General features: G+C 72.5%; 14 protein-coding genes. 2 read left to right on the top strand and 12 right to left on the bottom strand.

Annotated elements, in window-relative coordinates:
* Positions 1-33: 33 nt before the first annotated feature.
* From fxsT to ACQEVU_RS08760, 5 genes are all read right to left on the bottom strand, one after another.
* Positions 34-3,972, bottom strand: a complete 3,939-nt coding sequence (gene fxsT, locus ACQEVU_RS08780; RefSeq protein ID WP_433322050.1) for an FxSxx-COOH system tetratricopeptide repeat protein — start codon at positions 3,970-3,972, stop codon at positions 34-36.
* A gap of 8 nt (positions 3,973-3,980) precedes the next feature.
* A complete protein-coding gene (locus ACQEVU_RS08775) occupies positions 3,981-5,204 on the bottom strand; it encodes a TIR-like protein FxsC (protein WP_433322049.1) in 1,224 nt (407 codons plus the stop codon).
* Between the two features lie 114 nt (positions 5,205-5,318).
* Positions 5,319-6,065, bottom strand: a complete 747-nt coding sequence (locus tag ACQEVU_RS08770) for a hypothetical protein (RefSeq protein ID WP_433322048.1) — start codon at positions 6,063-6,065, stop codon at positions 5,319-5,321.
* A gap of 173 nt (positions 6,066-6,238) precedes the next feature.
* Positions 6,239-7,444, bottom strand: a complete 1,206-nt coding sequence (locus ACQEVU_RS08765; RefSeq protein WP_433322047.1) for an ROK family protein — start codon at positions 7,442-7,444, stop codon at positions 6,239-6,241.
* 97 nt (positions 7,445-7,541) lie between these two features.
* The gene (locus ACQEVU_RS08760) at positions 7,542-11,138 is read right to left on the bottom strand and encodes a choice-of-anchor D domain-containing protein (RefSeq protein ID WP_433322046.1); all 3,597 of its coding nucleotides are present in this window, start codon (positions 11,136-11,138) and stop codon (positions 7,542-7,544) included.
* Positions 11,139-11,462: 324 nt separating this feature from the next.
* On the opposite strand from ACQEVU_RS08760, the gene ACQEVU_RS08755 reads away from it, so the two are divergent.
* A complete protein-coding gene (locus tag ACQEVU_RS08755) occupies positions 11,463-11,714 on the top strand; it encodes a hypothetical protein (protein WP_433322044.1) in 252 nt (83 codons plus the stop codon).
* Positions 11,715-11,853: 139 nt separating this feature from the next.
* On the opposite strand, the gene ACQEVU_RS08750 is transcribed toward ACQEVU_RS08755, so the two are convergent.
* From ACQEVU_RS08750 to ACQEVU_RS08730, 5 genes are all read right to left on the bottom strand, one after another.
* Positions 11,854-12,192 carry a hypothetical protein gene (locus tag ACQEVU_RS08750; protein ID WP_433322043.1) on the bottom strand — a complete coding sequence of 113 codons (339 nt, stop codon included), beginning with the start codon at positions 12,190-12,192 and terminating at the stop codon, positions 11,854-11,856.
* 52 nt (positions 12,193-12,244) lie between these two features.
* Positions 12,245-13,333 (bottom strand): nucleotide disphospho-sugar-binding domain-containing protein, encoded by a 1,089-nt coding sequence (locus tag ACQEVU_RS08745; RefSeq protein WP_433322042.1) that lies wholly within the window; start codon positions 13,331-13,333, stop codon positions 12,245-12,247.
* A 2-nt stretch (positions 13,334-13,335) separates the two neighbouring features.
* Positions 13,336-15,333 carry an alpha/beta fold hydrolase gene (locus tag ACQEVU_RS08740; RefSeq protein WP_433322041.1) on the bottom strand — a complete coding sequence of 666 codons (1,998 nt, stop codon included), beginning with the start codon at positions 15,331-15,333 and terminating at the stop codon, positions 13,336-13,338.
* 31 nt (positions 15,334-15,364) lie between these two features.
* Positions 15,365-16,264, bottom strand: a complete 900-nt coding sequence (locus ACQEVU_RS08735; RefSeq protein ID WP_433322040.1) for an N-acetylmuramic acid 6-phosphate etherase — start codon at positions 16,262-16,264, stop codon at positions 15,365-15,367.
* A gap of 82 nt (positions 16,265-16,346) precedes the next feature.
* The gene (locus tag ACQEVU_RS08730) at positions 16,347-17,099 is read right to left on the bottom strand and encodes an ROK family protein (RefSeq protein ID WP_433322039.1); all 753 of its coding nucleotides are present in this window, start codon (positions 17,097-17,099) and stop codon (positions 16,347-16,349) included.
* A 215-nt stretch (positions 17,100-17,314) separates the two neighbouring features.
* Between ACQEVU_RS08730 and ACQEVU_RS08725 the strand changes: the two genes are divergently transcribed.
* Positions 17,315-18,424: a ricin-type beta-trefoil lectin domain protein gene (locus ACQEVU_RS08725; protein WP_433322038.1), complete on the top strand. Its 1,110-nt coding sequence runs from the start codon at positions 17,315-17,317 to the stop codon at positions 18,422-18,424.
* Here the strand turns inward: ACQEVU_RS08725 and ACQEVU_RS08720 are convergent.
* On the bottom strand, positions 18,421-19,053 hold the full coding sequence (locus tag ACQEVU_RS08720; protein WP_433322037.1) for a TetR/AcrR family transcriptional regulator: 633 nt from the start codon (positions 19,051-19,053) through the stop codon (positions 18,421-18,423). The genes ACQEVU_RS08725 and ACQEVU_RS08720 overlap by 4 nt on opposite strands.
* A 95-nt stretch (positions 19,054-19,148) precedes the next feature.
* Positions 19,149-21,509 (bottom strand): ricin-type beta-trefoil lectin domain protein, encoded by a 2,361-nt coding sequence (locus ACQEVU_RS08715; protein ID WP_433322036.1) that lies wholly within the window; start codon positions 21,507-21,509, stop codon positions 19,149-19,151.
* Positions 21,510-21,559 lie beyond the last annotated feature (50 nt).

Here is a 21,559-nt window from a genome sequence, read left to right as displayed (position 1 = left end):
GGCGGCGACGCCCCGGGCCCTCGCCGTGCACGGCTACGTCGGGGGCGGGGAGATGTCGCAGTTGAGGCGGCGGCCCTCCTTCAGGGCCAGCGTGTTCGGGTGGCTCTCCCCCAGCGTGCGGCGGCTGCGCTCCAGCGTGAGCATGTACAGCTCCTCCGCCCCCGCCGCATCCTGGGTCGCCCGCCGGCTCACCACCAGGTTGGCCGCCGCCGCGAGGGTGTCCGGGTTCTCGTCGCCCAGCACCTTCTCCAGCGCCGTGCGCACGCTCTCGTCGATCTCGCGGGCGCCGTGGACGTCGCCGTCGTCGAACATCACGTTCGCCAGGTTGATGCGGCTGGACAGGGTGTACGGGTGCTCGGGGCCGAGGGCCTGCTCGAAGCGGTCGCACGCCTGCTGGGAGAAGGCGCGGGCGTCCTGTGTGCGGCCGTTGAGGCGGGCGAAGATCGCGAGGTTGTTCAGGGCGGCCAGGCGGAACGGGTGCTTCTCGTCGTACAGGCTCTCGTAGCCCGACAGCACCTGCCGGGCGATGCGCTCGGCGGCCTCGTTGTTGCCCAGCGCCGACTCCTCGAACGCCGCGTTCATGAGGCACGACAGGGTGTCCGGGTGTTCCTCGCCGTGCAGGTCGCGGTACCGCTGCAGGGTGTCGTTCGTGAGCTGCCGGGCGGCCCGGATGTCGCCGAGCTTGCGCAGGGTCACGGCCATGTTCTTGGCCGCGCGCAGGATGGCGGGGGCGGAGGCGCTGTCGAGCACGCCGCGGTAGGTCTGCAGCGTCGACTCCAGCAGTTCCCGCGACTCCTCGAACCGGCCGATGGCCCGCAGGTCGTGCGCGTAGTTGTTGGCCGCCAGCAGCGTCTCGAGGTTGCGCTCGCCGAAGATGCGGCGGCGGCGCTCGAGGGTGTCCTCGTCGTAGCTCGCGGCGCCCTTGAAGTCGCCGACCAGGCGCAGGGACACGGCCACGTTGTTAGCCGCCTTGAGGGTGCGGTCGTGATCCTCGCCGAAGGTCCGCTGCGCGCGGGCGTAGACGTCCTCGGCCAGCGCCCGGGCCTCCTCGAACCGGCCGAGGGCGCGCAGGTCCGCGGCCACGCCGCCGGCGGTCATGACGATGTAGGGGTCGTCCTCCTCGTCGACTGTCTCGCGCAGGCGCTCCAGGGCCAGCTGGTCGATCTCCAGCGCGCGGTCGAAGATCGCCTGCGAGCGCAGGGCGTTGCCGAGGTGGAAGTCGAGCAGGAGCGTGACCGGGTCCTCGCCGATGCGGGGGTCGGCGCGCCAGAGCTCGACCGTCTCCTCGGCCAGCTCCTGGGAGCTCGAGAAGTCGCCCCGCGACCAGAGGTACCGCACGACGTCCACGACGAAGAGGCGCACCTGCATGTCGGAGGAGTGGTTGGCCTTGGAGCCGCGCACGTGCGGCAGCAGCCGGGCGTACGCCGGCCAGCTCTGCACCTCGTCGGGGTCGGACCGCTCGGCCGTGGCCAGCACCTGGTACACGTGCTTGCGGTTCTCCTCCCGCTCCTGCGGCGAGAGGCTGTCCTGGATGACGGCCTGGACCAGGCGGTGGATCTGCATCATGGTCTGGCCGGTGTCGATCGAGGCGAGCGCGTACCGGCCGATCTGGCGCATCAGCCGGCCCTGGCGGATGGGGTCGTGCAGCGCCGGGTCGTACTCCAGCAGCGGCTGGGTGAAGCGCGGGGTGTACAGCAGCCGCGTCGGAATCGGCTCGGGGGCGAAGAACGCGCAGATCTCCAGCAGCTTGGCCGCGGCCGGGGACTGCCGGCGCAGCTGGGCCAGCGACAGCTGCCAGGTCGCGGCGGTGGAGCGGTCGTAGCCGATCGGCGCGTTCTCGTCGAGGATGCGCAGCGGCTGGGTGTCGAGCAGCTCGAGGTACCGGCTCACGGGCATGCCGGTCTCCGACAGCCAGGCCGCGGCCTGCTCGATCGCCAGCGGCAGGTCGCCGAGGCGGTTGGCCACCGCGTCGGCGTCGGCGAGCGCGAGGCCGGTGACGCGGCGGGTCAGGAACGTGACGCTCTCCGCGCGGCTGAACGTGTTGATCTCGACGACCTCGGCGTCCTGCGACCATTCCTGGTTGCGCGAGGTGAGCAGCACGTGGCCCGGGCCCTGCGGGATGAACTCGCGGATGGACTCCGGCTCGCCGACGTTGTCGAAGATCAGGAGCCAGCGTCGGTACGGCCTGCCCTGCCGCAGTGCGTCACGGACCATCCGCACGCTCTCGCCCAGGGACTCCGCCTCCTGCAGCTTGAGCTCCCGGGCCAGCTCGCCCAGGGCCGAGCGGACCTGGGAGACCTGCTCGGCGGAGATCCACCACACGAGGTCGTAGTCGGCGGCGAAGCGGTGGGCGTACTCGATGGCCACCTGGGTCTTGCCGACGCCGCCCAGGCCGTAGAGGGCCTGCGGGGACACGACGTTGGCGCTGGCCGACAGGCGGTCGCGCAGCTGCTCGAGGGTGTCGCGGCGGCCCGTGAAGGCCGGGTTGCGCTGCGGGACGTTCCACACCGGCGGCGGCGCGCCCGGGAAGCGCGGGCCCTCGTCGTCGGGCTCCTGGGCGGCGGTGTGCAGCGGGGCGCCCAGCGCGGCCAGCAGCGCCTCGTGGGCGCGCTCGCGGGGCTGGTTGGCGAGGTCGGCCGGCAGCCGCTCGGTGAACGGCGGGGTGATGCGCGTGGTGTCGAGCCGGATCGGCACGACGGCCGCCGCGCCCGCCGAGGTGCGGCTGTCCAGCAGCTGCCACAGCGGCGCCGCCTGCGGCGAGGACACGTAGTCCTTGCTCAGCAGCACGAGCGTGCGCCCGACGGTGGCGAGGCGCCGCTCGATCTCGGTGACGAAGTGCGGGCCGGTGACGGAGTCGATGTCGAGCAGCGCCACCCGCATGTCGATGTCGACCAGCCGCTGCTTGATCCACTCGGCCCACATGCGGTCGACGGCGGCGTAGCTGATGAGCACGTCGGAGGCGCTGGTCGGGCGGGGGCGCTCGAACTCGTACAGCCACCGCCGCCGCTCGGACTCGTCCATGGCCGGCATCTCGCGCACGGCGCCCTCGGTGAGCACGCCGACGAGCCGCTCGAACGCGGCCAGCAGCGAGGTCTCCAGGCGCGGCCGCTCGGCGAAGGTCGCGAGGATCTCCTCGTAGGCGAAGTACGGCTTGTACGGCACCTCGACGTCGCCCCAGTACCGGTTGGCCTCGTCGGGGCTGGCGTGGTCCAGGAACGGCCGGAAGCGGCGCCGGGCGTGGTCGCGGCCGATCTCGAGCTTGACCTGCTCGGCGTCCTCGACCCGCATGAGCACCGGCAGGAAGCGCAGCGCCCTGCCGCGGCGCTGGTGGCGGATCGACTCGCTGACCGCGACGGCGCCGTCGACGCTCTGGATGCTCAGGGTGAAGCAGTTCACGACGACGTCGGGCAGCAGGACGGTGCACACGCCGGCGGCGTCGCTCAGGCCGGTGCGGCTGTCGACGAGCACGTAGTCGTAGTGCTGGCGCATGTTGCGCGCGAGCGCGTCGATGAAGGCCGCGCCGGGGAGCCGGTCGTAGAACTTCGGCCAGTCGAAGGTGCTGACGGCGGCGGCGTACGAGCGGGTCTGCCGGCCCGAGGGCAGCAGGTCGACGCCGCCGTTGCCGGGGAAGCGCCACTCCAGCGACACGGCGTGGTCGAGGACCTGGGCCTGCGCGTCGATCCAGCCGAGGTCGTCGTCGCGGTCGGGCTGCAGCGCGGCGGTGACGAAGTCGGTGAGCATCTCGATGACGCCCGGGGAGTTGCGCAGCTCCTTGTCCAGCAGGAACGGGTGGAAGTACCGGTGCAGGCCGGGCGACTCCAGGTCCCAGTCGACGACGAGCACGCGGTAGCCGTTGCTGGCGAGGATCCAGGCCACGTTGGCCATGGTCATCGTGCGGCCGGAGCCGCCCTTGTACGAGTAGAAGGTCACGATCCGGCCGGGCGCCGACGGTGCCTCGTCTGTCGCGGTCATCGTGCCTCCTACGGTCCTTCGAGAATGGGGCGCGGGGCGTAGTCGCCGGGGGGCGGCCGGCGGAAGACCCGGCCGTCGGCGACGAGGCGGTTGCGCGCCTCGGCCAGCACGACGGCCAGGTCGGCCTCGAACGAGGGCCAGGTGATGACGCTGCGGCGCAGCATCACCTCGTCGAGGCGGCGCTCGCTGTTGCCGAGCGTGTGGTGCATGAGCTCGGCCAGGCGGGCGCTGTGGGCCTGGGTCTGCGCGTCGCCGGCGCTCATCACGACGAGCATCGCGGAGACGTGGTCGCGATGATGGTCGTACTCCAGCAGCCGCTCCCGGTAGGCGTCGACGTCGGCGCTCCAGGGGTCCACGAGCAGGATGACGATGTGGTTGTACTGCTGGGCGAGCTTGACCCGGTCGGCCAGCCGGTCGAGCCCGGTGAACAGCGACTCGAACCCGAAGTCGGAGGCGACCTTCTGGGCGTACTCCCGCAGTGGCCGTGGTCGTTCGGGCGCGAACGGTGCCCACTGCAGGGCGTCGGCACCGTAGTAGTCGGCGTCGCGGCGGATGCCGTCGGCCTCGTCGCGGGTCGGCGCGGCGACGACGAAGTGGATGGTCTGCCCGGTGCCGAAGCGGGCCGGCAGCTCGCTGCCGTCCTCGGGCCCCGCCTTGACCGGGTGGAAGGCGCTCTCCACCTGGTCGAAGTCGAGGTCGGTCGGGCCGTGCGGCGGCGGGGTGCGCGCCGCGGAGACGATGTGCTCGGCCATGGTGGCCAGGAAGTCGATGTAGGCGTCGTGCATGCGCTGTAATCGCAGCAGCTGCCGCAGCCCGCGCCGCCGGTAGTCGTCCTCCTCGACGTCGAGGTCGTAGTGCACGGACCTCGCCACCTCGGGCAGCTCGCGAGGCGGGAGCCACACGATCGGGATCAGGCCGGGGATCGGAGTGCTGTCATCGCGGGCCGCGGGTCGCGAGCGCAGCTCGAACAGCTTCCATTCCTTGCCGCAGGGGCGGCTCAGGAAGTATGCCGGTGAATAGAGCGCCAGAAAACACGAGCATTCGGCGATCGCATTGACCAGGGCCTGCGGCCAGTGCTGACCGGGCTCGATGTTGTGATTGTCGAGGAAGCCGACCTCGTCGTCGTGACCGGCACCGGCGTGCGCGCGGACCTCGCTGCAGAGGTCGTTGTAGAACTTGCGCACGAACAGGTCGTCGGGCCCACGGGCGTAGCTGAGAAAAAAGTACAGCATACGTCCTCCGCGGGCATGACGGATTCGACCCCCAAGGCACTCATTATATAGATCAACATGCAACGGCAGCACCCCCGCCGAATCGAATCCGGCGGGGGTGCCGCGTCAATCGTCCTAACCGACGAGCCGTTCCGGCCACGTCGAGGGGTTTCGCCCGTCGCCCCGCATGCTCAGCCCGTGGCCGACGGACAGTGTCAGTTCGCGGCCGTAGCCCTTCGAGATGCCGTCCACGTTGTAGCCGTCGACGTTGAACGTATGGTGGTAGTCCGCGAGGTCGTCGGTCGGCAGGACGGTGACGCCCGGCGGCAGCTGCGGAAGGCTCTTCGGGCCGCCGGCCGGCAGCGACGGCGTTTCCCGGTCCTCCCGTTCCGGCCCCGCCGGAACCGCCGCCAGGAAATCGAAGACGGCCCATTTGGCGCCGTCGGCGATGGTGATCTGCGCCCGGTTGACGCGGTTCGGCCGCCGCTGCGAGTCGTTCCCGTCGTAGCCGCGCAGGACCAGCAGGCAGCCGGTCACGTGCGAGCCGGCCGGCAGGCTCTTGAGGTGCAGCGGCAGCACGCACCGGTAGGCCGTGTCGTAACGCACCCCGGCCGCGACCCGGGCGGCGCCGGCCGCGTCGGGATGCTGGCCGGAGCCGATCACCTGCGCCCACAGGCCGTCGACAGGCTGCCAGCGCAGTTGGATGAGCGACCCGAGCACGCTCAGGGTGGCGGGGCGCCCGGCCACGGTCGTGGCCGAGACGGCGGCCTTCGACCAGTCCTTCGTCACGCCGAGATCGGAGTCGCGCACGGTGTCGAGAACCGTGGCGGACTGGGCGAAACTGACCTCGTACGACGAGTCCTCGGCGTCTGTCAGCTGCACGCCCTCGGCGCCGTCGCCGGTCTACCACAGCATGAACGCGGTCCGGGTGAGCGCCGGGTCGAGGCCGAAGTGGAACACCTCCGGGTCGCCAGCGACCGCTCCCGGGTCGGCGATCCGTCCACCAACAGACGCCGCGAGGGCCGCGATGTGTTCTGGTCTTTTCGGGGTACCGGCTAGGCCTGGTCGGCGGCGGCGAACGGCACCGTGTCGATGCCGAGGGCCAGGGCCACGGCGCCGAGCGACGCGGCGCGCAGCGACAGGGCGCTCTGGGCCACGTCGACGGCCTCGGCGGCGGCCGCGAGGGCCGTCTCGGCGAGGCCGCGCTGCAGCGGCTCGCGCAGCAGGTCGGTGGCGGCACCGAGCTCGTCGCCGAGCAGCACCCGCTGCGGGTTGATGATGTTGACGAGGTTGCCCAGCGCGTACCCCAGCTGCGTGCCCGCGTCGATGATGAGCCGCCGGCAGCCGGGGTCGCCGGCGTGCGCGTACTCGATGAGGCCCTTCAGGTCGTGCAGCTCGGGGTGGGTCTGGCGGGCGTGGGCGAGCAGGGCGCGGCCGCCGACGGCGAGCTCGACGCAGCCGCGGTTGCCGCAGCGGCACACCGCGCCGCGGGCGTCGAGCGTGACGTGGCCGATCTCGCCCGCGGTGCCGGCGGCGCCGCGGTAGAGCCGGCCGTCCATGACGATGCCGGCGCCGATCCCGGTGGCGAGCTTGACGTAGACGAGGTCGGTGCAGCCGCGGCCGGCGCCCCAGACGTACTCGCCCAGCGCCGCCAGGTTGGCGTCGTTGTCGACCCGGACCGGCAGCCCGAGGCGGGCGTTGAGCTCGTCGGCCGGGCGCAGGTCGGCCCAGCCGGGCAGCATCGGCGGCGAGCCGATGCGCCAGTCGCGGGTGATCGGGGCGGGCACGCCGAGCCCGACGCCGACGACCTCGTCGCGGGTGGCGCCGATGTCGCCCAGCGCGGCGTCGACGAGGCCGACGGCGAGCTCGAGGGCGTCCTGCGGCCGGTCGTCGATGTCGAAGTCGGTGCGCGCCTCGCGCTCGGCGATCACGGCGTGGCCGAGGTCGGCGACGGCGACGCGCACGTGCCGGCGGCCGATGTCGGCGCCGACGGCGATGCCGGCCCGGCGGGTCAGCTGGACCACGGAGGCGGGGCGGCCCCCGACGGGGCGGGCGGCGGCGCCGACCTTCTCGCTCACGAGCCCGGCGCCGCCGAGGTCGGTGAGCACGGCCGAGACGGTGGGCCGCGAAAGGCCGCTGAGCGTGACCAGCTCGGCGCGGGTGCGGGGGCCGTACAGGCGCAAGGTCTCCGCGACCCGCCTGGCGGTCCCGCCCAGATCGCGGCGCCACAGGTCGCGGGGATGCGTCTGCTGCGCCGCCACGGCGCGTAATCTTCCTGGCTGCAAATGGGTTATGTCAAGTCCTGACCGAACCCCTGCCCGCACCGGGTGACCCCGGTGCGGGCAGAGAGGCCGGGAACTAGACGTTCCAGACCTGGAACTCGGACAGCTGACCGGCCGGCCAGCCGCTGTTCGCCGTGAAGTTCAGCCGGAAGTACCGCTGGCTGGTCGCGGTGAACGTGATGGTGACGGTGTTGTTGGACCCGGGCGCGAAGGTGTAGTCGGCCGCGGCCTTGACCTCGGTGAACGACGACCCGGTGGTGCTGCCCTGGACCTGGATGTGCTGGACGCGCTGGCCCCAGCCGGCGGGCAGCTGCAGCACGATGCGCGACGCGCTCTGCGTGGAGCCGAGGTCGACCTGGACCCACTGCGGGAAGGCGTTGTTGGCGCTCTCCCAGTAGGTGGCCTGGTTGTTGTCGGTCACGTTGCCGGAGCCGTACGTCTGCGTGTGGCTCGACTCGGACGTGGGCTTGCCGGCGGCCAGGTTGGTCGACGTCGTGCCCTGCCCGGTGCCGCTCAGCGCGACCGTGGTCGGGCTGTTGTTGGCGTTGCTGGTGACGGTGAGCGTGCCGGTGCGGCTGCCGGACGCCGTCGGCCGGAACGTCACGTTGACCGCGCACGAGGCGCCGACCGCGATCGAGCCGCAGTTGTTGGTCTGGGCGAAGTCGCCCGTGACGCTGACGCCGGAGACGGTGGCCGCCGCGGTGCCGGTGTTGGTGATGGTGACCGCCTGCGACGCGCTGGTGGTGTTGAGCGCCTGCGAGGCGAAGGTGAGCGAGGACGGGCTGGCGCTGAGCACCGGCGCGTTCGGGGTGCCGCCGCCGCTGGGGTACACCTCGAGCTCGGCCACCTGGGCGGCCGGCCAGCCGGTGTTGGCGGTGACGTTGATCCGGACGTACCGGACGTTGCTCGCCGGCACCGTGATCGCCACGGTGTTGCCGGTCGCCGGGTTGAAGGTGCGCCCGGCCGAGGCCGACAGGGTGGTGTTGAAGTTGGTGCCGTCGGTGCTGCCGAGGACGGACAGCGTCTGCGTGCGGGTCGCCCACGCGGAGTCCGGCGGGAGCTTCAGCGTGACCTTGCCGATGCTGGTGACCGCGCCCAGGTCGACCTGGATCCACTGCGGGAAGGCGTTGTTGGCGCTCTCCCAGTAGGTGGCGGCGTTGCCGTCGGTCGCGGTGGCCGGGGCCTGCGTGCCGTTGACCGAGCTGCTGGCGGTGACCGTCTTGTTGAGCGCGATGTTCGTGTCGGTGCCGATGCCGCTGCCGGTGAGGCCGACCACGGTCGGGCTGTTGTTGGCGTTGCTGGTGACCGTCAGCGAGCCGGTGCGCGAGCCCGAGGCCGTCGGGGTGAACGTCACCGTGACGGTGCAGGAGGCGCCGACGGCGATGCTGCTGCCGCAGGTGTTGGTCTGGCTGAAGTCACCCGACGCCGCGATGCTCGACACGGTGGCGGCGGTGGTGCCCGAGTTGTTCAGCGTGACCGTCTGGGTGGCCGCGGAGGTCCCGACGACGGTACCGCCGAAGCTCAGGCTGCCCGGGTTGGCGTTCACGATCGGGCCGGGAGCCACGCCGGTGCCGGACAGCGGCACGGTGTTGGTGATGCCCGAGGCGGTGACCGTGAGGGTACCCGTGCGGGAACCCGCCGCCGTGGGGCGGAACGTCACGCTGATCGTGCACGACGCGCCGGCGGCGATGCTGCTGCCGCAGGTGTTGGTCTGGGCGAAGTCGCCCGTGACCGCGATCGTGCCGACCGGTGCGGCGCCGGTGCCGGAGTTGGTGACCGTGACCGCCTGGGCGGCGCTGGTCGAGCCGGTGACGACCGAGCCGAAGCCGAGCGCGCTCGGGCTGATGTTGATGCTCGAGCCGTTGTCCGGCAGGTACGGCGGGAACGTGGGGTTCTGGATGTTCGAGCAGGCCGTACCGGACAGGCCGCTGTTGCCGCCGCCGTCGGTGAGCGTGAACCCGACGCCGCAGTTGTAGATCGCGGCCGGGGCCTGCACGCCGGTGGCGGTGGAGTTGCTGATCGTCGCGGCGCCGCCGACCTGCTCCTGGATCGCCCAGGTGCCGGTGTTCTGGATCGTCGCGTTGTTGATCTTCACGTTGGAGATGTTCGAGCCGGAGACGAACTGGATGGCCTCGAACGGGCTCTGCTGGATCAGGATGTTGTCGACGTTGGTCAGGCCGGTCATGCCGCCGTCACGGGCGTCGAACCACAGCGCGCCGACGCCGAACTGCCAGTTCGGGTCGAGGCTGCCGGAGCGGATGATGGTGTTGCGCAGCACGTCGGTGCGGCCCAGCGTCGTGGAGGCGAAGCGCTGCGCGACGTGGATGCCGCCGCCCTGGCTGAGGCCCGCGTCGATGACCCGGTTGTCGGTCACGAAGTTGTCGTGCCCGCCGTAGATCGCGATGCCGTTGGCCAGGATCGGGTACTGCACCGTGTTGTGGTCGAAGGAGTCGTTGGCGTCCGCGTTCTGGTCCGACCACGTGGCCAGGCCGTCGTCGCCGGCGTTGCGGATGTCGCTGTTGGTGACCTTCGAGTTGGTGACGCCGTTGTGGAAGTTGACGCCGTCGGCGGTGAAGTTGCGCAGCCGCATCTGGCTGAAGACCAGGTTGTTCATCGGCCCGTCCATCCAGGCGCCGACCTTGGTGTGCTCGATCCACACCCGGTCCACGGTGGAGTTGCTCAGCGAGCCGCCGATGCCGTTGACCTGGTCACCGTCGTTGCGCTCCTGGACGTTGCCGAAGATCGCGAAGTCGGAGAGGTGGACGTTGCTGCCACCGTTGGGCGCCCACCCGCCGTAGAGGCCGGGCGCATTGCCGACGATCCGCGAGCGCCACATGCCGGCGCCCTTGATGGTGACGTTGTTCAGGATGATGTGGCTGCACCCCATGCCACAGCCGGGGTTGCTGCCGGGGATCCGGAAGGTGCCCTCCGGGATCCACACGGTGCCACCGGCACCCGCGGCGGCGATCGCCGAGTTGAACGCGGCCGTCGAGTCGGCCACACCGGACGGGTCGGCACCCGTGCTGGTCACCGAGACCGAGCCGCTGGGCTGCGACAGCGCCGGCCCGACGGTCTCGAAGTCGGCGAAGTCGATCGTGTACGACGACGCGGTCGAGTCCGAGTCGACCTGCAGCTTGAACTTCGTCCCGGCCGGGTACGTGGTCGGGAAGAGCCGGTTGACCTCGTCGTAGAAGTGGTGGGGGTTGCTGCCCGGCGAGTTGGTGAAGGGGTACCCGCCGTAGTACCAGCTGTACGCGTTGGTCAGCGTGAAGTTGGTACTGCGCGTGCCGTTGATGTACAGCGACAGCGGCGCGGTGTACACCGAGCCGTTCCCGGTGTCCGGGATGCTGTAGCGGAACACGAGGGAGTTCGTCGCCACCGGGGTGGTGAACTCGACGTACTTGCCGGACCCCTGCAGCGTCACCGCCTTGCGGTAGGACGCCTCGGACGGCAGGGTGTTGTAGGCCGCGCTGGGCCCGATGACGGTGCCGTTGGTGGCCGAGTTCTCGGCCTGGACCTCGGCGTAGGGCAGGGTCGCACCGACGCCGCCGCTCGCGGCCGCGAGGGCCGGTGTCGCCACGGCGACGATGACGCCGGCCGCGGCCAGCGTCGCGCCGGCGACGAGGGCGGCGGTTCGCGCCCGAGGTCGCTTCGTTCGGATGTGCCGGAGCATCGTTGGGTTGCTCGCTTTCGACGTGCCGGGCACGCGACCCATCGCCCCGGCACCCCCGCAGTCGGCGGTTTGCGGGTTGCCTTGCGTTTGGGGCCCACAGGGTCGGTACGGCGGGGTGAGAGCCTCTGTCGCGGTCGACATCGGCCGTTTGGGGGAGCACCGGTCGGCGGATGGTCGGTGCAAGAGGGACGGTAACGCCGCCGACACCGGGGCGCAATATCCAGACGCATCCCTGTTTGATTCTTGCTCCGTTTCGCAAGAGCATGACGACGCGCCGCCATCGCCCCCGTCACGGTCCGCAGCGCACGGGTTTATGGTGTTTCGGTGAGACTCGTGCCGGTGGTGGAGATGGCGACGTCCCAGCCGTCGCTGCTCAACGTCGAGCACGCGACGCTGATCGCGCCGATCCACCTGGACACGAAGTCCCGCCTGCTGCGCAAGGACCAACAGACGTGGGCGGTGACGTTCGTGGTCACGGTCGGCGACTCGGCCACGGTCTACGCGACGCGGCGCTCCTTCGCCGGCGAGCAGGAGGCCCTGGCCTGGATAGCATCGTTCGCCGACGTCGTGGCCTGACCTCCTTTCCCCGTCGCGGGGTTGTCCGGCCAGCCTCGACGTAGTTGATCTGCGGCGCAAGACCTCCCCGGCCCCCGGCTCGCCCCCGACCGGCAGCCCAACTTCCCCCGCGCGTCCACTGCCGCACGACACCCCGTTTTCAGGATTCGGGCCGGACGAGCCCCGTGCCGTGGTCTGCCGCCACGCGCCCCTGCCGACGAGGGCCGCCGTCGGCCATCCGCCCGTCGGCCGCGGCCACGCCGGGCTCGGCCCGCAGCGCGTCCACCGTGGACGGCGCGATCCGGGCGCCCCCGCGCGCGGTGAGCGCGACGCCGACGTTGCGGGCGCCGCGGGCGTACTCGTCGTAGAGCGCGGCCTCGGCCGTGTCGCGATAGATGAGCGTGCCGGCGACGAACGCGACGGCGAGCACCACGGCGACGAGGGTCGGCCCGAGGCGGCGCCGGCGCAGCCCGGCCAGCGCGATACGCAGGTTCGTCACGCTGAGCGACGCTATGGCCGAGCGCCGCCGCCGTCGTCCGCGCCGGGTCGTACTACCTGGGTAGGAGGTCCGCGACCGCGGACGGGGACGGCATCGCGGCGATCTCGGCGGCCAGCGCGGCGGCGCGGGCGCGGTAGCCGTCGTCGGAGAGCAGCTTCGCGGCCTCGATGCGCACCGCCGCGGCCGAGCGCTCCGCGAACGGCACGCTGCGCGCGGCGCCGGCCTCGCTCAGGCGGGCGGCGATCGCGAACTGGTCGCACATCTGCGGCATGAGCAGCTGCGGGCGGCCGATCGTCAGGGCCGCCATGGAGCTGCCGGAGCCGCCGTGGTGCACGAACAGCGCGCAGCCGGGCAGGACCTGGTTGTGCGGGATCCAGCCGATGCGGCGCACGTCCGGCGGAAGGTCAGCCAGGCCGTGCACGCCGGCGCCGGAGACCACGATCTCCACGTCGAGGTCGCGCAGCCCGTGCACGGCGGCGGTCAGGCCGTCGACGCCCTCCGGGATCGGCACGGTGCCCATCGAGACGCACACCCGGGGCCGGTCCGGTGGCTCCAGCAACCAGTCGGGGATGGTGCAGGCGGCGTTGTACGGGACGTACCGCATCGGGGTGCCCCCGGGCAGGGAGCCCAGGCTCGGCGGGCAGGTGTCGATCGTGAGCGCCGGCGGGTCGACGTCCGTCCCGCCGTACAGCTGCGAAAGGCGCCCGGCGACGCGGTCCAGCGCCCGCCGGTGGACCGGCTCGGGGACCGGCAGGCCCCAGTGCTGCAGCACCCACGGGATGCCGGCGCGGGTGGCGGCGAGCGGGCCGGAGTACTCGACGGGCTCGGTGACGACGAGGTCCGGCCGCCACGCCCGCACGAGCGCGGCCACGTCGTCGCGGGTGCGCTCGGACAGGGCGACGAACACGTCGAGGTCGAGCTCCTCGTTGCCGCCGAGGCCGACGCCGGCCGGCCACAGCTCGAAGAACGACGCGTCGCCGCCGACGACGGCCGCGGTCAGGCCGGCCCGGCGGACCTGCTGGTGCAGCGGCTGCGGTACCGCCACCAGCACCTGGTCGCCGCGCAGGTGCAGCGCCCAGGCCAGCGGCACCATCGAGAACAGGTGGCCGGGGGCCGGGTTCATGGTGAAGAGCACGCGCACGGTCAGGCTCCCAGGGCGACGGGCAGGTCCTCGATGCCGCGCAGCATGGTGCCGGGGCCGCGCAAGCGCACGGGGCCGGCGATGCGCAGCGTCGGGAACCGGCGCAGCAGGCGGGGGAAGAGCACCTGGGCGTGCATGCGGGCCAGCGCCGCGCCCGGGCAGAAGTGCCGGCCGGCGCCGAAGCTCAGCGACGGCCGGACCGGCCGCCGGAGCACGTCGAAGCGCTCCGGATCGGCCGTGTACGCCGGGTCGCGGTTCGCCGCCGCGACCAGCCCGAGCACGGCCATCCCGGGCTCGACGGGCACGTCGCCGAAGCGCGCCGGCACCGTGGCGATGCGCACCGCGACCTGCACCGGCGGCTCGTACCGCAGGATCTCCTCGACGAAGGGGGCGCCGGAGCTCACCAGCAGCGCCTGGTCGGGATGCGACAGCAGCAGCCGCGCGCCGAGCGTCACGAGGCTCGCCGGCGAGTCGTACGCGGCGCCGAAGAGCAGGGCGAGGTCGCCGAGGTACTGCTCCCCGAGGTCGGGCCGCAGCCCCCGCACGACGCCGAACAGCCCGTCGGGCCGGTCGGCGGCCAGGGCCTCGAGCGCGTCGAGGATCTCGTCGCCGGCGGTGGCCATCGCGGCCCGCTGCCGGGTGGTCATGAACGGCTCGAACGCCGCCGAGGCGACCCGGGCCGCCTCGCCCAGGCGCAGCGCGTCGGCGTCGGGCAGGTCGAGGAGCCGGCCGACGACCAGCGACGCGAACGGCACGGCGAGGACCTCGGCGAGGTTCACCGGTTCGCCGCCGGCCAGCCGGGCGCCGAAGCGGTCCAGGCACTCCTCGGCCGTGGCCTCGGTGCTCGCGCGCAGCTGCTCGGCCCGCCGCGGCACGAGCCGGCGCGCGAGGGCGGCGCGCAGCTCGGTGTGCGCGGTGCCCTCGCGCCAGCCGAACGACTGGTAGAGGCAGCGCACGATCCGCACGTCGCGCCAGTTGGCGGTGAGGCGGGCCGGGTCCTCCCCCGGGCTGACGAACCCGGGCTCCTGCAGCAGCCGGGCCACGTCGGCGTGGCGGCTGAGCACGACCGCGGCCGCCTTGCCGGGCAGCTCGATGCGCAGGACCGGGGTGCGCTCGCGCAGCGCGCGGTAGGACGCGTACGGGTCGCTCAGCGCCCGGGGCCGCAGCAGGTCGAGGAAGATCCGCTCGGCCTGGCGCCGTTCGGCGGCGGCGCAGAAGCGCAGCAGCGCGGCGACCGTGCGCTCGGGCTGCTCGAGGTTGGGGCTGTGCGACGCGTCCGGGATGATCTCGAGCTCGGCGCCGAGCCGGTCGGCGTAGGCCGCGAAGTCCCGGGCCGACCACAGGCGCTGGTCGCGGTGGCCGTGCATGAGCAGCACAGGCAGGCGGGTGGCCCGAAGGTCGGCGCCGCGGTCGCCCTCGGCGGTGAGCGAGCGCAGGGCCCCGTGCAGGAACGCCAGGCGCATCCCGTCGAGGCGGCGGCGCCAGAACTCGCGGCGGTCGACGTCGCGCTCGGGCACGAGCCGGCGCACCACGGGCCACATCACGTCGGGGCCCTGGCGGGCGAGGGTGGCGTCGAAGCCCGTGAGCAGCGTGCGGTGCTTGACGCCGTCCATGCCCGGCCCGGCGCCGATGAGCGTCACCGACAACAGCAGGTCGGGGCGGGCGAGGGCGGCCGCGCGGGCGACGAAGCCGCCGTAGGAGTGCCCGACGAGGTGCGCCGGGCGGCCGGCGGCGGCCAGGACGGCGACGAGGTCCTCGGCGTGGCGGGCGATGGTGTGCCGGTCCGGGGACTCGCCGGGCAGTTCGGCGTAGTGGCCGTGGTAGTCGTATGCGTACGCGTGGTATCCGGCCTCCGCCAGGCCGGGCAGCACGGCCTCGAAGTCCTCCTTGGACCCGATCACGCCGGCGCAGAACACGACGGCGACCCCGCGGTCCGCCTCGGCGGGCGGCCGGGCCCGCAGCGCGGCGACGGGCCCGCGGGCGGTGTCAAGCAGGAGCATTCGGCCATATTAGTCCGATTTAGACGGTTTATTAGCCTTGGTACCGCAAGTGTCGCTCCACGGCGACACGGACGTACCCGCCGGCGCCGTCCAGGGCCGCCCGCGCCGCCCCGGCCGGCGCCCCGGTCAGCAGCATCACGAGCGCGGTCTTCAGCTCACCCCCGGCCTCGGCGAGGGCGGCCGCGCACTCCCCGGGCGCGGCGCCGCTCGCCTCGGCCAGCATCGCCAGGCTCCGGCCGCGCAGCTTCGCGTTGGTCGCCCGCAGGCCGATCATGAGGTTCGAGTAGGTGTGGCCGAGCCGGACCGCCACCGCCGTCGAGAACGTGTGCAGCACCAGCTTCTGTGCGGTGCCGGCCTTGAGCCGCGTCGAGCCCGTCAGCACCTCCGGCCCGGTGTCGGCGACGATGACCACGTCTCGCCCGGCGGCCAGCGGCGCGGCCGGGTTGGAGGTGACGAGCACGGTCGCGGCGCCGAGCTCCACCGCCGCGGCGAACGCCCCGGCCAGGTACGGCGTGCGCCCGCTCGCGGCCAGCCCCAGCAGCAGGTCACCGGCCGCGAGGGCGGCGGCGAACTCGGCCCGGGCGGCGGCCTCGTCGTCCTCGACGGACTCGAGGGCCCGGCGCAGCGCCGCCTCCCCGCCGGCGATGTGGGCCACGAACCGGTCGTCCGGCACGCCGAACGTCGGCGGGATCTCGGCCGCGTCCAGCACGGCCAGGCGCCCCGACGAGCCCGCGCCCGCGTAGTGGACCCGCCGCCCGGCCCGCAGCGCGGCCACGGCAAGGTCGACGGCCCGCGCGATGTCCGGCAGCGCGGCGGCGACCGCGCCGGGCACGGTGGCGTCCGCGGCGTGGATGCGGGCCACCAGGGCGGGCGTGTCGAGCAGGTCCAGGTCCGCGTTCCTCGGATCCCGCGCCTCAGTGGGCAAGCTCATGCCGGCACCTCCGCTTCGCTCCGGCGCCCGCATGAGTTGAGCAGTCCATGATGAGCGGCCACTCCGCTTCGCTCCGTACCGCTCATGCGCCGAGGAGCTTCCAGGCGCGGGAGCCGCCGAGGACGCCGGCGGTGTTGGGCACGATCGTGACGTCCTCGCCGAGCCGCGCGACCGACTCGGCGTCGATGAGCGCGGAGTTCCCGCCGCCGATGTAGAGCCGGTCCCAGCGGAACACCGGCCGCAGCCCGTCGACCACCCGCCGCACCCGCCGCGACCAGCGCGCGTTGCCGACCTCGCGGCGCTGGATCTCGCCGATGTACGTGTCGTAGGTGCGCTTGCGCCGGACGGGCCCGTGCGACAGCTCGAGGTGCGGGGCGAGCACGCCGTCGTCGAACAATGCGCTGCCCAGGCCCGTGCCGAGGGTGAGGACGAGCTCGAGGCCGGTGCCGACGACGAGGGCGGCGCCGTGCACCTCGGCGTCGTTGAGCACCAGCGTGGGGCGGCCGAAGGCGCGGTTGAGCGCGGCCCGGGCGTCGTAGCCGGTCCACGCCCGGTACAGCGCCGGGTCGACGGCGGTGTGCGGGCCCGCCTTCGTCACGTAGTGCGGGGTGGCGACGACGACGCCGTGGCGGATCATGCCGGGCAGGCCGATCGTGGCGCGGTCGGCGGCGGGCAGGTCGGCGGCGATGTCCTGCATGGCGCGCACGAAGCGCTCGGGCGGGAACGGGTAGGGCGTCGGGACCCGGATCGGCCCGCCGGCCAACGCGTCGGAGTCGTCGACCACGGCCGCCTTCAGGCCGCCGCCGCCACAGTCGATCGTCAGCGTGTACACCACCCGCTGGATTGTGCGCCAACCGGCCGCCGAACGGCCAACCAGCACACAAAAAACCACTCGGCGCACGGTCGGGGGCGCTCGCCGCGCCGCGCGGTCCGCCCGGCTGCCAGCCCCGATGACATCGCCCAGAATCGATGCCGCCGGCAGCCTCGAACAGCTCCTGCGCGCCGCCCCCGCCAGGGCGGCGCGCAGGTCGACCACGGGAGGACCGACATATGCGTTCCATCGTGCGCCGGCTCGCCGCCGGCGCCCTCGGCGTGGCCCTGGCCGCCGGCTTCACGCTGGCCCTGCAGGCCCCGGCCAGCGCCGAGTCGAACGGGGGCGTGAAGATCATGCCGCTGGGCGACTCCATCACCGACGGCTACAACGTGCCCGGCGGCTACCGCATCCAGCTGTGGCAGCGCCTGGCCGCCGGCGGCTACCTCACCGACTTCGTCGGCTCCGGCTCCAACGGCCCGTCGAACCTCGGCGACCACGACCACGAGGGCCACTCCGGCTGGCGCATCGACCAGATCGACGCCAACATCGTCGGCTGGCTGCAGGCGTACGCCCCGCGCACCATCCTGCTGCACATCGGCACCAACGACATGAACCAGAACTACGACATCGCCAACGCCCCCGCGCGGCTGTCGGCGCTGATCGACAAGATCCGCGCGAACGACCCGACGGTCGAGCTGTTCGTCGCCCAGATCACCCCGGAGAGCGACCCGACGCTGGAGTCGCGCGTCCAGGCGTACAACGCGGCGATCCCCGGCATCGTGGCCCAGAAGGGCTCGCACACCCACCTGGTCGACATGCACTCGGCGATCACCACCGCCGACCTGGCCGACGGCGTGCACCCGAACGCGGGCGGCTACAACAAGATGGGCGACCGCTGGTTCTCCGCCCTGCAGTCGTTCCCGGCCAGCCTCGCCTACGTGGGTGTACCCCCGGTGGGCTCCGGCGTCGGCGTCGTGAACCCGCAGTCGGGCCGCTGCCTGGACGTCTACGGCGCGGGCACCGCCGCCGGCACGCAGATCATCATCTGGGACTGTCACGGCGGGGCCAACCAGACGTGGACCCGCACGGCCGCGGGCGAGCTGCGCGTCTACGGCAGCATGTGCCTGGACATCAACGGCAACGGCACCGCCAACGGCACGAAGGTGCAGATCTGGGGCTGCAACGGCACGAGCGCCCAGAAGTTCACCTTCAACGCCGACGGCAGCATCGTCGGCGCCGGCTCGGGCAAGTGCGTGGACGTGACGTCGAGCGGCACCGCGAACGGCACGATCGTGCAGCTGTACCAGTGCAACGGCACCGGCGCCCAGAAGTGGACGACGCGCTAGCCGAGCAGGCCACGCAGGAGGCCCCTGATCGTCCGGGCGAACAGGTCGGACACGCGGTCGGGGGCCACCTGTGCGCCGGACGCCGCCGTGGCCAGGGCGGCGGCCAGGTTCGGGTAGGCGGACCAGTCGATGCCCGCGAACGCGAGCCCGCCCGGCTGCGGCCGGGCCCAGACCGAGGCGATGCCCGGCAGCATCGTGATCACGTCGAGCTTGACCAGCGCCGGGGCCGGCAGGGAGGCCATCGCGGCGAGGCAGCGCTCGAAGTAGCCCAGGCCGTTGGGCCCGAAGTTGTTGATGTTCTGGGCCGCCTCGATCAGCCAGGTGTGCCGCTTGAACAGCAGCCGCAGGCTCTCGGCGATCTCCACGAGCGCGTCGAACGGGTCGCCGGGGCGGGTCACGGCCGGCAGCTCGCCGATGACCGCGTCCGCCATGAGGTTGAGCAGGTCGGCGCGGGAGTCGAGGTAGCGGTACAGCGACGCGGCGGCGGTGCCGAGCCGGGTGGCGACCGCGCGCATGGAGACGGCGGCCAGCCCCTCCGCGTCGGCGATCGCGACCGCGGCCGCGACGATCTCGTCCCGCGTGTGCGCGGGCGCCGGCCCGCGCCGCCCCGACCGCTGGTGCTGCGCCACCCGGCTACTCTAAACTGCTAACGCCGTTCGCAGTTAATCGCGGCCGGTACAACGGGGGCCGACGGGTCCGGCGAGGGCCGGACCCGTCGGGGGCGTCAGCGCGTCCAGCGCTGGTTCGCCCCGCCGTTGCACGTCCAGATCTCGACCAGCGTGCCGTTGGCCGTGCCCTGGCCGGTCACGTCCAGGCAGAGCCCGGACTGCACGCCGACGACCGTGCCGTCGGAGTTGACCCGCCACTGCTGGTTGGTCCCGCCGTTGCAGTCCCAGATCGCAACCGGCGAGCCCGCGGCCGTGGCGTTGTTGAGCACGTCGAGGCACTTGTTGGTGTACACCCGCAATGCCCCGTTCGACAGCTGCGTCCACTGCTGGTTGCCGCCGCCGTTGCAGTCCCAGATCTCGACCTGGGTGCCGTTGGTCTGCGCCTGGCCGGGCACGTCGAGGCAGCGGCCCGACTGCGCCGACACCAGCGGCCCGCTCACCGGCGGGGGCGGGCCGGCGACCGCGGTCACCGACAGGTTGTCGAACTCGGCGGTCTCGCCCTGGCTGGTGCCGATGCCGACCTGCCCGGTGCTCCAGGTCGAGTCGCTCAGCGTCGCCACCGTCGCGCCGTCGATCTGGGCGGTGAGGTTGGTGCCCGAGAACGTCAGCGCGATGTTGTGCCAGGTGCCGGTCCCGGGCGCGGCCACGGTGCCGCTGCGCAGCGCCGTCATGGCGTTGCCGGTGTCGTTGCGCAGCAGCGTCCACGCCCCGGTGTTCGACAGCCGCAGGTAGTACGCGTTGAGCCCGGCCGGGCCGAACGCGTGCTGGGTGCCGGCCCGGCCGATCACCTCGGCGTAGCCGGCCTGCTCGAGCAGCACGTCGGTGGCGACCTTGTAGTTGGACCACCCCAGGTCGCCCAGGAGCGCATAGGGGTCGCTGAGGTCGTCCCAGGTGATCGGGGCCCGCGGCGACATCTGCCGCACGCACTTCGTCCCGCCGCACTGGGCGATCTCGAACGCGCCCTGCATGTCGGCGAGGTACTTCGCCTCCCGCCCGATCGTGTAGCCGTTGAAGTCGTCGGTGTAGGGCAGCGCGAGGCTGCCGGCCGCCGGCGAGGCCGCGGTGCCCTTGCCCTGGCCGGTGGTGGTGCTCAGGGTGTACACCCGGCCGGGCTGCAGCGTGACGGTGTAGGCGCCGCCGGACGGGGTGACGTCGGCGGTGTGCGCGAAGTAGTCCCCGGCCGCCGACGAGCTCAGCAGCGACGACCACACGTGCACGGCGCCGGTGGACAGCCCGCCGGTGACGGTCGCGGTGAACGTCTGCGCGGCGGTCGCGTCCATCGTCTCGATGACGACGCTGTAGTTGCCGCTGTTCGGGTCGCGCAGGGTGACGTAGCTGCCGTTGTTCCGGTTGCCGCCGAGGAACCCCGACGCCGAGTCGAGGTAGCGCCAGCCGGGGGCGGTGAACTGCGTCGTGTGCGCCATCACCCAGGCGTTCTTGCCGACCGAGTAGCTGCCCGACCACGGCTGCGCGGCCAGCGCGACGCCCATCGTCGGGAACGGGATGTTGGGGGTGATGGCGGCGATGACGGGCCAGTTGATGTACGCGGTCATCTTGCCGTCGATGTAGCCGCGGTTGATGCCGCGGGCCAGCGCGACGGCGCCGAGGTTGTAGTCGTCGGAGCCGTTCTCGCTGGCCCAGACCTTCTTGCCCGAGTTGATCGCGTTGGTACTGCTGGGGCAGGTCGACTGCGAACCGCGGTACCCGCAGACGTAGTGCGAGCCGAGCACGTCCACGGCCGCCGCGAACGCCGGGTCGCTGACCACGTCGTTGGCCGGGTCGAAGCTGGTGTCGTCGGCGACGACCTGCACGTTGCCGTAGCCGTGGCTGCCCAGCGCGGACTTGAGCTGCTCGTACCAGCCCTTGTTGTAGCCGCGCTCGTTCCAGCCGCCGATGTAGTCGAACGTGAGCCCGTGGCTGTTCTTCGCGCAGTCCAGGAAGCTCAAGTAGTAGTTGACCATGTCGGTCGACCAGAAGTTGCCGTTGCCGATCCAGCCCGGGGCGCCCCAGGCCAGGGCGTAGAGCTTGATCTGCGGGTTGCGGGCGCGGGCCTGCTCGGCGAGCCACCACTCGTAGCCGCGGTTGCAGTTGAGGTCGGTCGCGGTGTGCTGGTGGCTGGGCTCGGCGCCGCTGGTCGAGTTGGTGTCGCCGCCGACCTCGACCTTGAGCATCTGCATCGCCGCGCCGTAGCCCGGCTTGAACAGGTAGTCGAGGATCTGGCTGCGCTGCGGCTCCGGGTAGTCGTACAGCAGGCGGCTGTTCCCGCCGCCCCCGGAGATCGCGCCGACGCCGTCGAAGGTGCGCCCGGCGGCGGTGCCGTTGATCGTGACGGTCGTCGCCGCGGCGGCGGGCCGGACCGCGACCAGCATCGCGGCGACGAGACAGAGGATGGCGGACACGGCCAAACGAAGTTTCATGTGCGGTCCTCCCTGGCGGTGGTGTGAACCACGACCAGATTCGCACAGGA

The organism is Dactylosporangium sp. CA-139066 (genome assembly GCF_050936175.1).
Lineage (GTDB): Bacteria > Actinomycetota > Actinomycetes > Mycobacteriales > Micromonosporaceae > Dactylosporangium.
This window is presented reverse-complemented; position numbering and strand designations above follow the sequence as displayed.

Coding starts and splice junctions, on each gene's coding strand:
- ACQEVU_RS08725 (WP_433322038.1), top strand. CDS start 17,315: ATGCGTTCCATCGTGCGCCGGCTCGCCGCCGGCGCCCTCGGCGTGGCC.
- fxsT (WP_433322050.1), bottom strand. CDS start 3,972: ATGACCGCGACAGACGAGGCACCGTCGGCGCCCGGCCGGATCGTGACC.
- ACQEVU_RS08760 (WP_433322046.1), bottom strand. CDS start 11,138: ATGCTCCGGCACATCCGAACGAAGCGACCTCGGGCGCGAACCGCCGCC.
- ACQEVU_RS08715 (WP_433322036.1), bottom strand. CDS start 21,509: ATGAAACTTCGTTTGGCCGTGTCCGCCATCCTCTGTCTCGTCGCCGCG.
- ACQEVU_RS08775 (WP_433322049.1), bottom strand. CDS start 5,204: ATGCTGTACTTTTTTCTCAGCTACGCCCGTGGGCCCGACGACCTGTTC.
- ACQEVU_RS08740 (WP_433322041.1), bottom strand. CDS start 15,333: ATGCTCCTGCTTGACACCGCCCGCGGGCCCGTCGCCGCGCTGCGGGCC.
- ACQEVU_RS08735 (WP_433322040.1), bottom strand. CDS start 16,264: ATGAGCTTGCCCACTGAGGCGCGGGATCCGAGGAACGCGGACCTGGAC.